We start from the raw sequence: 17,710 nt of genomic DNA, 5'->3' as shown, positions 1-17,710 counted from the left end.
ATATTGGCAACTAATAGGAAAGCAAGTAAATGAGACTTAAAAATCTAGCACTTATTTGGGTACTGGTTTTTTGTGCCAACAGCGGTCTGCTCATGGCACAATTCGATCAGGAACGGTTCGGTAACAATAGGATACAACATACGGACAAGGACTGGTATTTTTTCGCTTCCAATAATTTCGAGGTATATTACTACGATGGGGGACAGGCCAATGCCCGCATGGCGGTCGATTTTCTGGAAGAGGAATTTGATAAGTTGACCCAATCCATCGGTTACGTTGCCTACACCAAACCAAAGATTTTTATTTACAATTCCAATCAGGAGATGCTGGAGAGCAACCTGAACCTAAATAACAACTCCTTTACCGTAGACGGACAGACCTTTTTTAGCAAGTTACTTGCAGAGGTGGCTTATTCCGGGTCCTGGGAATCGTTCAAGCGGGAGCTACTTTACGAGACCTCCAAAATAATCATTGAAGAGATGTTGTACGGCTCCAGTATTTCGGATGCTTTCCAGGCAAACCTGATAAATAATTTTCCGGATTGGTTCATCGATGGTGCCGCCATGTACCTCGCCCACGGATGGAGCAGGGAAATGGATGATTTTGTCAGGCATTATTTGTGGGAAAATGAGAACCCCAAACTCTTCAAACTTCGGAACGAAGATGCGGCTTTGGTCGGACAGTCTATTTGGAACTATATCGTAGAAAAATATGGAAGACGGTACATTTCCAGCATTCTTAACCTGAGTAGAATCAACCGAAACGAGGAGAACAGCATCGCCAATACGCTGGGGAGAAGGTTTCGTGATTTTACCACCGAATGGGCCAATTTCTACACGGGCATCAACAAGGACGTTTTCCAGAACTTTAAAGATTTGGACGAAGACAAGGTTCTGGTATCCACGCCAAAAAACAAATACGGGGCCATTTCCAGTCTCAACTTTAGTCCCGATGGAACACACCTGGCTTATGTGCAGAACGTGGAAGGGAAGTACAGAGTCAAAATCAGGGAACTAAGCAGCGGGAGGGAACGGGTAATTCTCCGGGGCGGATATGCCTCCTACCAGCAAGATGCCGATTATACCACGCCGGCGCTTGCCTGGAGAGATACACTGAACCTGGTAATTGGGACCTTTAAACGAGGCGTCACCACGCTGCGCATGCGGGCCATTGATGGAAGCAATCAGGATAAGCTTTTTTTGAGAAACATTACTCAAATTCTTAGCCTGGATTTTTCTCCCGATGGGCGGACAATGGTTTTGTCTGCCATCAATAATGGAAAAACCGATATCTATACCCTGAATATGCGGGGACAGGGAAGAAGGCTTACCAACGACGTATTTGACAACCGGACGCCGATTTACCTGAATGATTCAACCATTATCTATGCCTCCAATAAAACCGATCTGCCGGATAGCCTACTGACCGGCGTGATGGATGTGCGCAACTTGCCGGATTATTACAACCTGTTTCAATTGAATCTGGGAGATACCATCTCGGAAAAACGTCTCACCAACCTGAATCACATCAACCTGCTGCCCAAGAAGCTGAATAACGCGACTATCCTTCACCTGAGTGAGCAGAGCGGTATTACCAATGTGATGCGCCTGGGTTTGGGCAATTCGATTTCAAGTCAGGTTTCCGCGTTTAATAAAAGCCTCGAGGCTTTTGATTACGACTTAGAAAACAACAAGTGGGCCTACGCTGTGCGGGATGGAAGCCAAAGTAAGTTGGTGGTGGAGACCTTTCCAAACATGGACCAATTCACCCCCAGTACGCCCCGGATTCAACTGGAACAGGCGAAGATGCTGAACGAACGGATATCCAACCGGAGAATCCAACGGGAAAACGAGCCGGATCCGGCTGAAACAGAGGTAGAGGAGACCCTACCGGAAAACGAAACCCTTGCTCCGGAAATTGCCACGCCGGAACTGGCAGAGGCGGATTCTACCGCAGTCGGTGTCGACCTGGAATCCTTGATGCTAGGCGGGCCGGTCGAAAATACCGCAGCGCCCGAGGCTAGCGAACCGGTCAGCAGCGATACCCTACCGCAGGTCACCGAACCCCAAACCGCTGCAATCAACGTAGACCGACTCCGATTTGAGCGCGAAGGGGGACTGGATACGGACAATTACGTATTTGATACCATCCCCAATCTCTACGGACAGGAATCGGCACAGGCATTGGAAGCGCAGCCCAGCCCCGCCGAAAGGCGCAGCAATATTTTGGATGCATTCCGGCAGCAAAACATGGTAAAGCGGGTGCAGGGACCGCGAAATTACATTCCACAATTCATTACCACCAGTCTCAACACCTCCTTTGTGGTTGATCCCCTAAGAGGCTTTGGCATCAATCTCAACGGCAGGATGACCGATTTACTCGATAACCATTCCATTCGTGGAGGAATCATGGCCGCCATGGATTTTCGGTCCGGGAGTGACGTGTACTTTGAGTACGAGTACCTGAAATACCGACTGGATTTCCGGGGCAGGTTTGACAGGAGGGCCATCCTCCGGGACGAAGGCGATCTGACTTTCCAAAAATACGTACTCACCAAATCGGAAATCGGCGTATCCTATCCACTTTCGGTCAGCACACGGGTGAGCATTACGCCTTTCGTGGCCAAAACCCAGTATTTCAATTTGAATCCGGATTCGGTATTGAGGGGCAACGATGGACCGCAAAACCGGTTGGATGTCAATTATGCCGGTGGAAGGGCCGAATTGGTGGTGGATAAAACCCGGCAGTTGGGCCTGTACATGGAGCAGGGCTTGAAAGGGAAGATCGGAATGGTACACTACCAGGGACTTAATAACGAGCAGCGGTCGTTTAGCAACGTGTTCCTGGATATTAGAAATTACCAGAAAATCCATAAAAACATTACCCTTGCTACCCGGATTTACGCGGGGAGTTTCTTTGGCAACAACCCGCAAAAATACCTGGTGGGAGGTATGGATAACTGGCTGTTTAACCAATTTCACCAACCCCCCACCAATCGTCCGGAAGTATCTCCCATTCGAAACGAAGCCGGCGTGGAGAACTCCAACCTGCTCTTTGCGGAATTTGTGGACCTAAGAGGCTTTGACTACGATGAAATCCGCGGCAACAACGTGATTACCTTTACCTCTGAGTTGCGGATTCCCTTATTTTCGTACCTTTCCCGCGGAAACATTACGTCAAACTTTATTCGTAATTTCCAGCTGGTAGGGTTTTACGACGCCGGGTCCGCCTGGACCAATGCTGCTCCCTGGGAGCGCGTAAACGATCAAAATACGGAGATTATTAATACGGAGGGCTCTCCCTTTGTCATCACGCTGAACAATTTCAACAACCCCTGGCTGCAAAGTTACGGGGCTGGCATACGAACGGTGCTGTTGAACTACTACGTAAAGCTGGACGCAGCGCGACCTGTTCGAAATTATTCCATAGAGAAAACCAGGTTTTATGTAACTTTGGGTTATAATTTTTAATTAAAACCCCCATCGAATGATAAAGTCCATGACAGGCTTTGGCCTGGCAGCGTTTGAAGACCAGCATTACTCCATTCAGATCGAGATAAAAACCCTCAATTCAAAGTTCCTTGACCTTAGTTTCCGGTCGCCCAAACAGTTTTCAGACAAAGAAACGGAGGTCAAAACCTTGGTTGCATCCCTGCTGGAACGGGGAAAGGTGAACATTTCGGTTGAATTTGTCTCCAAAAAGGAAGAGGAGTTACCGATAGTCATTCAGGAGGATCTTTTTGAACGCTATTTTCAAAAGTATTCGGAAATGGCGGCCGTAGTAGGCACGCAATCCCCCGATTTATTTAAACTTGCCCTGCAGTCGCCCAATGTGGTGCTCTCCAATACGGAAAAATCGGGCACCAAAGAAGCCTGGGAAAAAGTTATGGAGGTGTTGGTACAGGCACTGGAAGATTGCGACCAGAGCAGAATACGTGAGGGACGGGTATTGATGGAAAAGTTTACCGAAAACCTGACGACTATCCGGGAATGTCTGGACCGCATAAAAGAACTGGTTCCTGTTCGCAAAGAACGGTTAAAGGAAAAAATTAAAAACAATTTTTCGGAATGGGTAAAAGAACAGGATTTTGACGCCAATCGCTTCGAACAGGAGTTGATCTATTATTTCGAAAAGCTGGACATATCCGAAGAAATCGTTCGCTTGGAGGCGCATCTCAAGTTGTTTGCGGAGGTGCTGGGATCCAACAAATCGGAGGGTAAGAAAATGGGCTTTGTGAGCCAGGAACTGGGCAGGGAGATCAACACCATCGGGTCCAAGGCAAACGATGCCACTATTCAGCACCAGGTGATCGACATGAAGGACGAGTTGGAAAAGATCAAAGAACAAGCTTTGAATATTTTGTAACGGAAATCTTGTTACAGCCTGTCAGTACCGGTTCCGGAAAAAGAGTGGGTGCCTGGGTATCGGCAATAGGGCAGGTTTATCGCCGCGGGTTTACTTGCGCGCTTATGGCCACTCCATTAGGTGTGATTTTTACCAACTACCGGAAAAAGAATTCGCTTTTTATTTCGCGGCAAAGGCGATCAGTTCATCGAGCGGTATTAAATCCAGGGTTTTTTCATGGGTGGCCTCGAGTATTACGCTGGGTGCCACGTCGGCATGATAGGCTTGAAGCCAACGTGTCAGGCAAAGGCACCATTTGTCTCCGGGCTTCAGTCCGGGAAAACCGTACTCCGGTCGCGGGGTGGTCAGATCGTTGCCCACGGATAAGCTAAACTGTAAAAATTCTGCAGTCATGATGGCGCAGACGGTGTGGGTGCCCGTGTCGTCGGTTCCTGTACGGCAATATCCGTCCCGGTAAAAGCCGGTTAGGGGATTGAAACAACAGGGCAGAAGTGGCTGTCCAAATACATTCGTTGCCATGGAGGGTAGGGTTACATGAAAAAACCATAGATGTGTACACACCTATGGTTTTTAACGATGGGGTTCAATTACATGTATCGCTTAGCTCAGTTTGAAGCGGATTGGAAGTCTCATTTTTACCCGAACGGGTCTACCTCGTTGTCTTCCGGGTTCCCATGCAGGAGCGTTTCTAACTACGCGCATGGCCTCTCCGTCGCAACCGCCGCCGATACCCCTCAGAATGTCCACATCCTGAATCGATCCGTCCGTATTTACAACAAAGACCACGTAAACCGTTCCCTCGATACCCATTCTACGGGCCTGGGTGGGATATTTTAGGTTTTTGGACAGGTATTTGTTCCAACCTTCCATTCCTCCCGGAGGTGTGGGCATGTTTTCTACCACGTCAAAGATCTCGTCTGCTTTTTCTTCCACAGGCGCTTCTTCGATTACCACTTCTTTGATCACGGTCTCTTCCTGAACGTCTACGTCGAAGTTTACTTCAATTTTCTCCTCGATTTCTACTTCATCGGGAATTTCCTTGATTTCAGGCTGCTCAATTGGTGGTGGGGGTGGTGGTGGCTGCTCGGTGATGGGAATGTCTAACAATTCCTCAAAGTCATCATCGATCGATCCCAAATCCTTGAGCAGGCCATCGTCGTAAGACTTGTACTCAAAGGCGAACAGGACCAGACCAACACTGACCATGAGCCCAAGATTCAGGAACATTCCCGTCTTCTTGCTTAGATCAGCTTTTGGTGTTTTTTTGGCTTCCATGGTATAACTCCTTTTTTTATTTTGTTGATTCGTTTATTTCATTCCAAGTAACAATCATAACAAATTATTTTTATTTATACAAGAATGCTACCCTGCTTATTCATGTAAACAAAAATAACTGTACCAATAGTTCCGCCCAGTATGTTCACCGCAATATCCAGGTAATCAAAGGACCGGCCAGGAACCAGCTGTTGTACGTACTCTGTAAAGATAGCAAGAAAAATCCATAAAACTAAATAATTAGTAAAATTTTTTGAATTTTTCTTTTGCGCATCGTTTAGCTTTTGGCGAATGACCCGGCTCCACAGAAAGGCCATTCCGAAAAACATGCCAAAATGGATTACCTTGTCCGATCCAAAAAACCGGGGTAAATCCGGGACACCGCTTTCGGGGCTAAATAAAGCGTAAGCCATGCCCAGTGACCAGCCGATGGCAAGTGCCAGGTTTGCGCGCAACGTTCTCTCGATTATTGTTGTCCAATCAACGTTTCGTATTCTTCGGGTGACAGGAGCGAGGAATCGCTTTTTCCGTCCATTTCGATCTTGATCATCCATCCTGCTCCGTACGGATCGTCATTCACCAATTCCGGCGATTCCTCCAGGGACTCGTTCAATTCGAGAATTTTTCCGCTCAGGGGCATAAAAAGGTCAGAAACGGTCTTTACTGCTTCTACCGAACCAAAGATCGCTCCGGCTTCCAGGCTTTCCCCTACGGCATCCACCTCGACAAAAACGATGTCACCAAGTTCCTTTTGTGCGAAATCCGTGATGCCTACGGTGGCCGTGTTGCCATCGATTTTTACCCATTCGTGGTCCTGGGTGTACTTTAACTCTTTTGGAAAATTCATTGGCTAGTCGTTAACAGTTCAAAATTACGATGTTTCTTCACAGGACAAAATTATTGACTTAAATTAAATGTCAATTGTCCTCCGAAAGAAGTAGAACTTCTTCGGAATGCTGTGGATACTTTGGGGTCATTGATGGTGCGGTCAAAATAAAACTGTATGTTGAGTTTTTGGTTGACTACGTAGCCGACACTGGGCCGTAATTGAACATTTAGGTTTCCGTTCGTGAGCGTGTTTTCCCCTTCGATCTTGCGTTGAATGGTATTTGTGTCTACGATTCGCGTGGAGATGCGAATGGTTAGGTCGTTATTGAGCACTTCTTGCCTTCCCTGAATTTTGAAGGGCACCTTTACACCGGCTTTGGTATAGCCCAGGTCAAACCGGAAATCCTGGCTATTTTGTTCGGTGACCTGCGCATTCGAAAAATTCAAGCCAATGTTTCGTTCCGTGTTGTACTCGAAACTGATGTTCATGCGGTCCTTGGTCAACAGGTCCACTCCAATCAGCGGAGCGAAGCGTTCGGAAATAACCACCTGATTTAGGATCAGGATCGGAATGTATGCGCCAAATTCATCGGTCATGCTGGGTAGGGGTAGCTGTTGAAGGGTGTTGTACAGTTCCAGACCTTCCTGATAAATCAGCGCATTGGAAAAATTGCTCACCTCGTACAGGGAAGCATAATTATGGGTTAGGTTGATGGAGGAGAAGTATTCGCTCAAGGCAGGTAAGCGTGCCAGCCCCCCGTAATCCACGCGCCAGTTGGGCAGGGGTAGTTTTGGGAAGGGGTTTAGCGAGACCGTTCCCGCTTCCTGCCCGGAATAAGCCGCCAGAAAGGCCGGTATCAGCACGTTCTGCCCGTTTATGTTGTACGCACCGCCGGGGTTTTCGGTTTCCAGCCTGGACTGAATAATGGAGCGGTAATTTTCAAAGTCCGTAAAGAGCGGGGAGACATTTTGGGAGTCCTGTCTTCGGAAAAGCGTTCTGAGCGCGTTATAGGTGATGCTGTAGGAGCCCAGACGGTTGGGGTTGATGGAGGTAAAGTCCTCGGCACCGGGCCCGGACCTGCGGAAAATCTCACTGTAGTCGCCGTTTTCCCGCTTTCGGAAATCTACGGTGATGCGGAAATCGGCTAAGGGTTCGATCAGCGAACTCACTTGCAGGTTTTTGGACTGGTTCTGCCGAAATGCTTGTGTCAATGCGGTGCTAGCAGCCAGTACCCCGCGATTGGCCAGTTCAAAGCGAATGTCGCTATTTTGGCTACCCAAAACGAAGCCCAACCCGGGGTTCATGAAACTGCGGTCCATACCAAATAGCCCAGTATTTGGCAGGTAGCCCGGCAGGAAGGTGCCTTCCGTGATTTGATAGCGGAAGTTGATATCTTTTACCATCATCAGAAATTTCAGCGCCGCGGCTGTCAGCCCCTCCGTGGAGGGTTCGTCTTTCTCCTCCTCGTCCCCTTCGGCGGCTGGCGTGGGTGGCCTGCCCGGAATGGTGGGCCGCTTGGGCGCATTCAAGGCATTCAGCCGCTTGTTTTTGTTGTACAGTTGTACCAGGTCTAGCTTACCGGATACCGATCGGTCGCGGGAGTTTTGGATCACGTTACCAAGGCTGTCTCGCTGGCCGATAGCTCCTGTAAGCCAACTGTAGGTGGCTTCATACCGTACATCGGCACTGATCCAGTCGGTGATGGGGGATTTTTCTAACGGTACGCTGTAATTGACCACCGCCTGTTGGCTGTGGTTGGTGACTCTTCCCAGTCTGCGGATATTGGCGCGCAGCGAATCCAGTTTTCCTTCCGTGTCCAGGTCTCCCGCCGGCTCGTCTACCACGGCATTGATGCTGGAACTTAGGTCCACGGAAAGGCTTTCTGTCAGGTCCCAATTCAGGCTATAAAACCGGTTGATGTAGAAGCTCTTCTGAAACAGGGGATCCACACCAGCGGTGCTGAGCTGGTCGTTTCGGTTTTGGGTACGCATAAACCGCCGGTCCACATCCAGCCTTGCGGACACCTGGCTGGGGGCAAAATTGATGTTAAAATCCCGGATCAATTGCAAGTGGTCGCTTTGCAGGAACCCCATTTTTTGAAAAGGGGTGACGATCAGGGGGTCCGGCTGGAAGTTGTAGGCAATGCTACCCCGGTAGGTCTCAAAATTGTAGCTTTCCAGCTGTATATTGCTTTGGCGGACCGAGCCGTAGGCATAGGAAAACGAGAAATTTTCCAGGTCATACAGCCGGTTGGTTTCCTTTTCCGGATTGCGGATTTTGCGGACATTGTTGAGACTAAAATTGTTTCGTTTGGATTGGTCCAACACCAGGTTTTGGTAGGCTTCCCGCTCGCCATCGCTGCTGAATTTTTGCAGGGCGATCTCGAAAGGCACATCCGGGTTGAGCGGGTCAAATTCCGGTTTGGTGGTGGAATTTTCCACACTGACATACAGCGGTATGCTTACACCCAGTCCTTTGGGTAGAATTTTGTCCACGTTGACATTGGCGGAAATATCGTATTGGGTGGTGGATTCCCGGGCCCTTTCGGAAAGCCTGGTTTCCAAACCGCCAAAGCCAAAGGTATTGTGTCGGATGGAGGAGGAAACGGTGGCCACATCGGCAATCTGTGCGTTGAGTCGGGCGTTGGCTGCCCATCCGGAGGACTTATTGAAGTCCGTGGCCCGCAATTCGTTGGCCCAGATGCATACCGATTTACTGGCTCCCCCGGTGATGCCCGGGTTGCGGATGCCGATCATCATGCCCTGAATAAAATTCAGCTCCGGACGCCCTACCACCGTTACCCGGTATTGCCGCACCTGTACGGAATAGGGGATATTTTGGGGACGCTGGTTGTTGTCCCGCTCTGCTTTCACCCCGACGATTTCGTCGATGGCTACATCGATTTCGTTTTCCAGGGGCCAGATTTGCCGGGGATCCCGGGTGCCGGGTGGCGTTATCTGCAAGGGAACCTCAATTTCGTAGTAGTTGTCCGTGTAGTCCGTTCCAATGCGCAGGAAGGCAGTCAATTCCCCGTCGACAGCATCCTGGCTATCGGCATGCAAAAACATTTTCAGGCGGCCGTATTGAACCAGGTCCTGACTTACGTTTTTGAACACGGCCCGGGAGTCCCGGCTCTGAAGGTTTTCCACACAGAGGCGCAACGACTGTTCGTTGAGTTGGCGCTCGATTGTCGAGGTATTGTCCCGGTCCCGGAAGATACCCGGAGGCAATACATAAGGGCTTTGGTTTTCGCCTCCCTGTCCGTTTTCCTCGATGTTTACCACACCCACCGTAAAGTTGGAATTGTCGGGCTCCGGTATTTCCGAAAATCCTTTTTCGAAGAGGGATTCCTGAAATATTCGCCATTGACTACCCACCAGCCGGAAATGCCCCATCCGCATGACCACGGGTTGTTGAAAGTCCGTCAGGTAGGTACGCATGAAGCGGATGGACTTAAAACCAGAGATGTTTCCCACCGTGGCATCGGGTTGCCGCACCGGGATCCGGAAGAGGTACCAGTTCACCTCTTCCCCATTTTCTATATGGGTAACCTGATCGACGATGTTGTTTTCACCCACTTCCAATCCGCCGGGGCGCAGGTCCACTTCGTATTCGTAATAGCTCTCGACCTCGTTTAGGGTATTGTCGTTGTTAAGGTCTTCGTTGTCGGGAACGTTGGAACCGGAGGGGGTGTAGGGCAGGTTGGTATTGGCGGTAATGGGGGTGTTCCCTTCCAGTCCGTTGAACTTTTTGTACCGTTCCAGGATCTTTACGTCGTTTTGGTCAAATTCGGAATCCAGGTAGTACTGAAAATCGTCGGCCGCAGGATCCTGGCTAATCTGCTCCAGGCTCTGAGGGGTCACGTTTAGCCGGTTTAGGAACCGGTCCAGATAAAATTCGACTTCCTGCTCGCTGCTCAATCCGTTTAACCCCACGTCTTGGTTTTCCCGGGCCTCCGGCGAATTATCAAAGGCGGGGGTCAGAAACTGTTGGTTGGTCACCCGGCCCCACTCGTTGACGGCGGTCCCTGCTTCCGAGCCGTCTGCCGGAAGGCCGTTTTCGAAGGCATGCCTGCCGTCCACGATGACGTCCTCCGAAATTTCTCCGAGATTAAAGACCAATTTACCACCGGTGGTGTTGTTTTCATTAAAAACGCCGTCCAACACCCGACCATTTGGCCCCGCAATGAAAGGGTCCATCAGCCAGAATTCAATGTATTCGATATTGGTCCGGTCAAAATCCACTTCCGAGGTAATGGCACGGGTGACGCCTCCGTAGTTTTCCCGGGGATTCGGTAAGAGGCCCGAAGCGTCCAACGAAGGGTTAAAGTTATACATGCCCCGCTCGTGCGGAAAGTAGGCCATCTCGAACAAGGGTTCCGGTGTGATCAACACGTCCCGGTTTCGACCCCGAAAAATCTCCTGAGGCAGCACCCTTCTTACGTAGTGATTTCTTCGGTCGTCGTTGGTGATGTTTGGCGGCACGCCCCTTCCGGCCGGTCGGTAAAACACGTTGTCGATGGAGTACCAGGCCAGCCTGGCTCGTTTGTAGGCGTTTCCCAACCTATCTTCCGCCCTGGGAGTTTCGTCAAATTGGTTGTCCTCGGTAAGTGGCGTGGCGGCCAATTTCCAGTTTTGAGGAGAGGATCCCAGGTTGAATGGGATGATGGCCGTCTCGAAGTCATCGATGTAGGAGGCGCCCTCTCCGTCTACCTGGTTGGAGGTGCCTGGGATAAGATGGGCAAATTCGCCACTGAACTGAATCAACGAGGGCTCTTTGGTTTCGGTAAAGGGCAGGGCATCGGCCAGTTTGGTCAGGAACAGGGATTCTTCGTCGTAATTTACATCCAGGCCCCAAAGCGAGTTCCGCAAGGTTTCGTTGCCGGTGGCAATTCGGGAGATATTTGGCCGTTCGTTGAGGTAGAGAAAGGTACCGCCAATGTTGAAACTTTCGTTAACCAGGTAGTCCAGTCGGGTTCCCAGTAGGCTCCGGGTCTGAAAGGAGACCAAATCGGCTTTTTCAAAGCTAACACTGATGCGTTTGCCGGATTGTAAAATTCCTTCGTTGATGATGACCACCCGGCCTATATTGTAATCCACGGTATAATCCACTCCCTCGGTCAGGGGGATATTGCCTGCGGTCACCAAAACAGACCCTTCGCTGATGTTCAGGCCGGGAAGCATGATTTCCGAAGCGGAACCGGAGGTGAAGCTGCCTTTTAGAAAGTACTTGTTGAGCCGGGTAACCAGTTCGGCATCCGCCAGCGTGGTTCGGTACAGGGTGTCGTAGACGAATTTATCCACCAGGTTGACTTCCGAGGGAAGAAAATAGTCTTCCAGGGTCTCACCGAAGGGCTCCAGTACCGGGAAGATGACCAGGCCCTGTTCGGGCCGAATGGTCAGCCCCTGTACAAAGTCAAAGTTGCCATCGGGTTGGGGGTCGTTTTGGGGGTTGAGGTTATCCAGTTTGAGCAGGCGTATCAGTGGGATATCCTTCACGTTTTGCCCCTCGAGCAAGCTGGGGTTGTCCAGGCCGGTACGGTCGTCCCGGTAGATTACCTGCAATTGAAAGCCCTCTTTCTGAATTTGGTTGGCGTTCAGGTTGTAGATGTTTTTCATCATCAGGTCCCACGTCGGGATGCGGGTATTGATCCGAGCCGGGCGCAGCATTTTCATAAAGATCACGTTGTCTTCCGGTCGGTTTTGGTAATCTTCGGATAGCTCTCCCACCTTGTAACTTTGCCCGTTGTAGGTGTATTCGTAGGATACCGCAATGACTTCGTCGTTTTGCAGTTTTCGGGACAAACTGAAGTACCCCAGCTGCCGGTTAAAGGTGTATTCGTTTTCAGCCAGTTTTCGGGCCCCGTTGATCTGCTCAAATTCCACGCCTCGTTCCAGACCCAAATCCGAGCTGATGGCCGTCGCGGAAGTCTCAAAATCCCGGTAAGCGGGATTGTTACGCAGGGTATTGTAGAGTTCGTTGGCGTTGTTGGATGCCGGGAATTGGGGGTTACCGCTGCCGATCCCGGGATTTTCCGGGTTGTAGATGCGCTGTCCTTCTCCCAGGTCCATGAATGCGGCAAAGTTTCGCAGGGTTTGGGTGTTGTTTGCCCGGTTCATGATATACACCTCCAATCGGGTGATTTGCACGCCGGAAAGCACCTGCGGAAGTCCTCGCAGCCAGTTTTCGTAGTTGTTTCGGAAAAAGTGACTGAGAAAAAAGTGCCGGTTTTCGTCGTATTCCGATGCACGAATTTCAAAGGGTCGGCCCTGATTTCCGCCTTCTATAATGATTTCATCCCGTCGGCCCCGCTGGGTGGAGGCCACGGTGGTCATAAAAAGCTTGCCAAATTGCATTTGGGTTTTGACGCCGAAAAGGTTTTGTGCTCCTTGGATCAGGCTGTTTTGCACGGGCATGCTGACGTTACCGATTTCGATGGTTTTCAGGATATCCTCTTCAAAGCCGGCGTATTCTACCTTCAGCTGGTTTTCAAAATCGAAGGAATTGTTGCTGTCAAAATTGGCCCCGATGCGCACTTTTTCCCCCAGCATCCCATTGACGCTCATCTGGATTTGCTGGTTGAAGTTGAATCCGCCGTTTCGTTGCTGGCGGATGGGAATGGAGGGGTTGTCAATACGTCGGAAAATCCCCCCAAAATCCAGGTTTACGTTTCCGGTAGGGACAATGGTGATTTCGTTTCCCCCAAATATTCGGTCGAAGGTAGGGCTCATAGTGATGGGAGGAATGAGCCCCCGGCCTCCCACGGCACTCTCCCCATCCAGCCCACGGGAGCGGTTGCGCCAATACTCCTGGCGAATGCGCAATTCCTGCATGCGCGAATAGTCTTCGAAGTCCAGGGAATATCCCGGATCCAGCGCTCCGGAATCCAGGTTTTGATAAATGCGGTAATTGACGGCTGTATCCACTTCCACTTCAATGCGCTGCTCCTGGTTGGGAGAGAAAATAAAGGGGGATTTGTTTCGCAAAAAAGGATTTTGGTAGGGGTACAGCGGCCGGGTATTGAGGTCGTCCCAAAGTAGAAAAGAAGGCAATTCCTTTCGCTTATTGAGTGTGTCCATTTTCGTCGGGATGCTGTCCTGAGCCGGCTCCTGAAAGGCCTGAGCGCTGGATACGTACATACAGCACATCAGACAAAACACTCCGCGAAGTAGAATGCTGTACCGATGAAATGACTTTTTTCTCCAAAAAATATGTGAGAAAGTAAAGGCCAATGGTGCTTGGTTATGATGACGACTTTAAAGATGCTTTAATTAATGCTTCCAATGAAACATCGGGACCACTTTTTTTCAAAACGGTAAGGATATTTTTCTCTGCCTGTGCTTTGGTAAATCCAAGAGTGATCAAGGCTTGTAACGCTTCCTGTTTTAATTTATTGCTGTTTTGAATAAAGCCCGGCAACGTCCCGTCGCCCGCGGCGATGCCCTCTTTTTTGATTTTGTCTTTGAGTTCCAAAACGATTCGTTGGGCGGTCTTTGCCCCGATCCCCTTCACCCGTTGAATGGTGGCGTGGTCGTTTTGCAAAATGGCTTGCTCCAACTCTTCCACACTGAGGGAAGACAAAATCATTAAGCCGGTATTGGGTCCGACTCCATTGATCGAAATTAATTCTAAAAATGCCTTTTTCTCGGCAGGATCCTTAAAGCCGTACAAGGTATGGCCGTCTTCTTTGATGTGTTGGTACGTGTGCAGGAGAATTTGCTCTTCCTCCTTCACCTTCCCAAAAGTCGTCAGCGAAATTTTTACTTCGTAGCCAACGCCTTGAATATCGATGATCACATAGGTTGGATCTTTGTGGGCCAGTTTTCCTTTCAGGTAGGCAATCATGGGGAAGAAATGCTTTGGGCATCCACTACGGCAATGGCTACCATGTTAACAATTTCCCGAACCGAACTACCCAGTTGCAGTACGTGAACGGACTTATTCATCCCAAGCAGAATGGGACCAATGGCCTCGGCATTTCCTATTTCGGATACCAGTTTGTAGGCAATGTTTCCAGATGCGAGGTCCGGGAAAATTAGCGTATTGGCCTTATTGTTGATCAACGCACTGAAGGGGTAATTCTCTTTTTGAATGCTTTCATCGAGTGCTACATTGGCTTGCATTTCACCTTCGATCACCAATTCCGGAAAGCGGTTTTTTGCCAATTGGGTCGCCTGGGCGGTTTTGGAAGGTACATTGCCTTTTGCCGATCCAAAATTGGAATAGGAGAGAATGGCGATTTTCGGATCGATATCAAAAAACCGCACCCCATTGGCCGTCAGTCCGATGATTTCTACCAATTCTTCTGCGCTGGGATTTTCATTGACCGTGGTATCGGCAAAGAAAAACGGTCCCTTGTCGGAGTTGATGATGTACATCCCGGCAACTTTGTCCACGCCTTTTTTCACGCCGATGATGTGCAGGGAGGGCAAGATGGTTCGCGGATAGTCTTTGGTTAGGCCGGAAATCAGCGCATCCGCTTCGCCTACTTCCACCATCATGGCCCCGAAATAATTCCGGTCTTTCATGAATTTCGTGGATTCGTGGAGGGTAAGCCCTTTCCGTTTTCGCTTGTCGTACAGGATGGAGCCAAAATGCTTGAGTTTTGCCTTTTCCTCATTTGGGTCAATCACCAGTACCGTGTCCAGGTCCAGCGAGTTGGCTTTCAATAGCTTCTTGATTTTTTGCCGGTTACCCAAAAGTATGGGCTCTCCGATGCCCTCGTCCCGAATGAGTTGGGCGGCTTTGAGGATCTTGGGGTTGTCCGCCTCGGCAAATACCACCCGTTTTGGGTCTTTCTTGGCTCGGGAAATGACCCGGGACATCAGACGTTGGTCGATGCCTATGCGCTCCTGCAGGTCTAATTCATAGGCCTCCCAATCGGCTATGTGCGTTTTTGCCACACCTGAAGCCATGGCCGCCTTCGCTACCGCAGGTGCAATGGTGGTGATGAGTCGGGGGTCGAGTGGTTTGGGAATGAGGTAGGTTTTACCAAAAGCCAGCTTGCTTTCCCCATAGGCTTTGTTTACAATATCCGGAACCGGCTCTTTTGCCAGGTTCGCTATGGCATAGGCAGCTGCCAGTTTCATTTCTTCGTTGATTCCCGTGGCCCGCACATCCAGCGCCCCTCTAAAGATATAGGGGAAGCCAATCACGTTGTTGACCTGATTGGGGTAATCGGACCGGCCAGTGGCCATGATGATGTCCTTTCGGGCGGCCATGGCGTCTTCATAGCTGATTTCAGGGGTAGGATTTGCCAATGCAAAGACAATGGGGTTCTCTGCCATGGACTTAATTTGCTCCTTACTGATGATATTCCCCGCGGATAACCCCAGGAAGACATCTGCTCCCTGCATGGCCTCGGTAATGTGGTACAGGTCCCGATCGGTGGCAAACATTTGGTGGATGTCATTCAGCCCGGGTCGGTCCCTTCGGATAACTCCGTCGATATCGCACATGACGAGGTTTTCGAGCTTCACACCCAGACCCACGTAAAACCGGGCACAGGACACGGCAGCCGCGCCCGCTCCACTCACCACCAGCCGGATATCCTCGATTCGTTTTCCGATCATTTCCAGCGCATTGAGCAGCGCCGCACCGGAAATAATCGCCGTCCCGTGCTGATCGTCGTGCATCACGGGAATTTTCATCAATTCTTTCAACCGTTTTTCGATAATAAAGCATTCCGGAGCTTTGATGTCCTCCAGGTTAATGCCTCCAAAAGTGGGTTCCAGGGAACGGATGATGCCAATCAGGCGGTCGGGATCCGTTTCGTCGATTTCCAGATCAAACACGTCGATCCCGGCAAACTTTTTGAAGAGCACGCCCTTTCCTTCCATTACGGGCTTGGAGGCCTCCGGGCCGATGTTGCCCAATCCCAGTACGGCAGTGCCATTCGATATCACCGCCACCAGGTTGCCCTTGGCGGTGTATTTATAGATGGAATCCGGGTCCGTCTGTATGGCTTTGCAGGGTTCTGCTACCCCGGGAGAATAGGCAAGTGCCAAATCAAGTTGGCTGGAAAGGGGTTTGGTGGGAACCACTTCTATTTTGCCCGGTTTCTTGAATTGGTGGTAATTTAAGGCATCCTCGTTTCTGATCTTCATGAGTGGGCTGGGAAAAATGATGTAGTCCGTCCTTACTTTTCTTCTGCTTTGGCTGGAAACGACGTGGCGTTCAAAATGGTCTCGATCTCCCGAAGGGAAGCCCGGTGCGCTTCGTTCGGGTAATACACAAAACCCTCCATGTAGAAGATTTTACCCTGTACCTCGTCGACAACCGTGTAGGACAAGAACGATCCTCCCATTGACAAATTGTTGGTTTTCCAGGCCCCGCGCATTTCAACGCTGTATTTTCCGTCGATCTGCACGTTTTTAAACACCGGTGGTTCCAGGCGTTCCGTCACCAAAAAGGATTCTTTTTTCCTCGGGTCGCCGAAAATATGCTCTTTGGCAATCGTATCCCTGAGTTTGATGATGTTTTCCGGAAAAACCTGCTCCTCGTCGGTGTAGGCTGTTTGGTAAAAAAACAAACTGATGTCCGGCTTATCGGTTCGAGGTGTGGGCTGTCGGTACCAGAGAAAATCATCCGCTTCCAAAACAAACTGGTAGGAAGCAGGCAAATTCAGCGTCATTCCAAATTTTTCGGCGGATTTGACGGCGGCTTCGCTGTTTTTTCGGTTAAATAAGGCTTTCGCCAGTCGGTCTCGCTCTCTTCCGATAAACAGGTTTTGCAATTGAGATTTATTTGCCCGCAGGTTTTGGATCAGTTCTTTTTCGTTCTCACCAAAAAGATACAATACTTCCTGACCAACGGCAAATTCGTCCTTGTTTCGCAGCATAAACAGGGAGGGATCCTCCATGGCCATTTCTTTGGATTCGGGGGTGAATTGGCTGTTTATGGTGCGACTTCCGGGCTTGGTATCGTCAAAGGTCGTCACGTATACCATGTTATTCGCCATTTTTAGTATGCGCGTAAGTTTGCGGGGATCTACTTTACGTACATAAAAAAGGGATTCCTCGCGGATGATACCGGGAATGTTTGCCTCAAAAATATCCCGCAATTCCTCCCCAACGGGTCCGGCATACTTTGCTGAATCAATCACTAATAAAATTTCACCAAGGGAACCCCTGGCCTTTGGTTTGTTGCTGGAAGAGCCACTTTCCCCGTTGTTCTCGCATCCGACAAGGACAGCGATAGCAAACAAGAAAATCACAAGCGTTTTGATACGATTATCCATTG

Annotated in this window: 10 protein-coding genes; 2 read left to right on the top strand and 8 right to left on the bottom strand. The window is 49.9% G+C overall.

Annotation, left to right across the window (positions count from 1 at the left end):
* Positions 1–29: 29 nt before the first annotated feature.
* Both BMW71_RS17040 and BMW71_RS17035 read left to right on the top strand, forming a co-directional pair.
* A complete protein-coding gene (locus tag BMW71_RS17040) occupies positions 30–3,470 on the top strand; it encodes a biopolymer transporter Tol (protein WP_092176715.1) in 3,441 nt (1,146 codons plus the stop codon).
* A 16-nt stretch (positions 3,471–3,486) separates the two neighbouring features.
* On the top strand, positions 3,487–4,365 hold the full coding sequence (locus tag BMW71_RS17035; protein ID WP_177179687.1) for a YicC/YloC family endoribonuclease: 879 nt from the start codon (positions 3,487–3,489) through the stop codon (positions 4,363–4,365).
* Between the two features lie 159 nt (positions 4,366–4,524).
* On the opposite strand, the gene BMW71_RS17030 is transcribed toward BMW71_RS17035, so the two are convergent.
* The 8 genes from BMW71_RS17030 to BMW71_RS16995 form a co-directional block, all read right to left on the bottom strand.
* The gene (locus BMW71_RS17030) at positions 4,525–4,884 is read right to left on the bottom strand and encodes a DUF2237 family protein (protein WP_092176710.1); all 360 of its coding nucleotides are present in this window, start codon (positions 4,882–4,884) and stop codon (positions 4,525–4,527) included.
* A gap of 81 nt (positions 4,885–4,965) precedes the next feature.
* Positions 4,966–5,640, bottom strand: coding sequence for an energy transducer TonB (locus BMW71_RS17025; protein ID WP_092176707.1), 675 nt, complete (start codon positions 5,638–5,640; stop codon positions 4,966–4,968).
* 74 nt (positions 5,641–5,714) lie between these two features.
* Positions 5,715–6,095, bottom strand: coding sequence for a VanZ family protein (locus BMW71_RS17020; protein WP_244891208.1), 381 nt, complete (start codon positions 6,093–6,095; stop codon positions 5,715–5,717).
* 11 nt (positions 6,096–6,106) lie between these two features.
* Complete coding sequence (gene gcvH, locus BMW71_RS17015; protein ID WP_092176705.1) at positions 6,107–6,487, bottom strand: glycine cleavage system protein GcvH; 381 nt, start codon at positions 6,485–6,487, stop codon at positions 6,107–6,109.
* A 50-nt stretch (positions 6,488–6,537) separates the two neighbouring features.
* Positions 6,538–13,608, bottom strand: a complete 7,071-nt coding sequence (gene sov, locus BMW71_RS17010) for a T9SS outer membrane translocon Sov/SprA (RefSeq protein ID WP_244891207.1) — start codon at positions 13,606–13,608, stop codon at positions 6,538–6,540.
* A 103-nt stretch (positions 13,609–13,711) separates the two neighbouring features.
* On the bottom strand, positions 13,712–14,314 hold the full coding sequence (gene ruvA, locus BMW71_RS17005) for a Holliday junction branch migration protein RuvA (RefSeq protein WP_092176700.1): 603 nt from the start codon (positions 14,312–14,314) through the stop codon (positions 13,712–13,714).
* The gene (locus BMW71_RS17000) at positions 14,311–16,575 is read right to left on the bottom strand and encodes an NADP-dependent malic enzyme (protein WP_092176697.1); all 2,265 of its coding nucleotides are present in this window, start codon (positions 16,573–16,575) and stop codon (positions 14,311–14,313) included. The genes ruvA and BMW71_RS17000 overlap by 4 nt, the downstream gene beginning before the upstream one ends.
* A 32-nt stretch (positions 16,576–16,607) precedes the next feature.
* The gene (locus BMW71_RS16995) at positions 16,608–17,708 is read right to left on the bottom strand and encodes a DUF4837 family protein (RefSeq protein ID WP_092176694.1); all 1,101 of its coding nucleotides are present in this window, start codon (positions 17,706–17,708) and stop codon (positions 16,608–16,610) included.
* Between the last annotated feature and the right edge of the window lie 2 nt (positions 17,709–17,710).

Origin of the sequence: Cyclobacterium xiamenense, from assembly GCF_900109255.1 — a bacterium.
GTDB lineage: Bacteria > Bacteroidota > Bacteroidia > Cytophagales > Cyclobacteriaceae > Cyclobacterium > Cyclobacterium xiamenense.
Note: the sequence above shows the minus strand (reverse complement) of the source record. Positions and strands in the feature narration are given on the sequence as shown.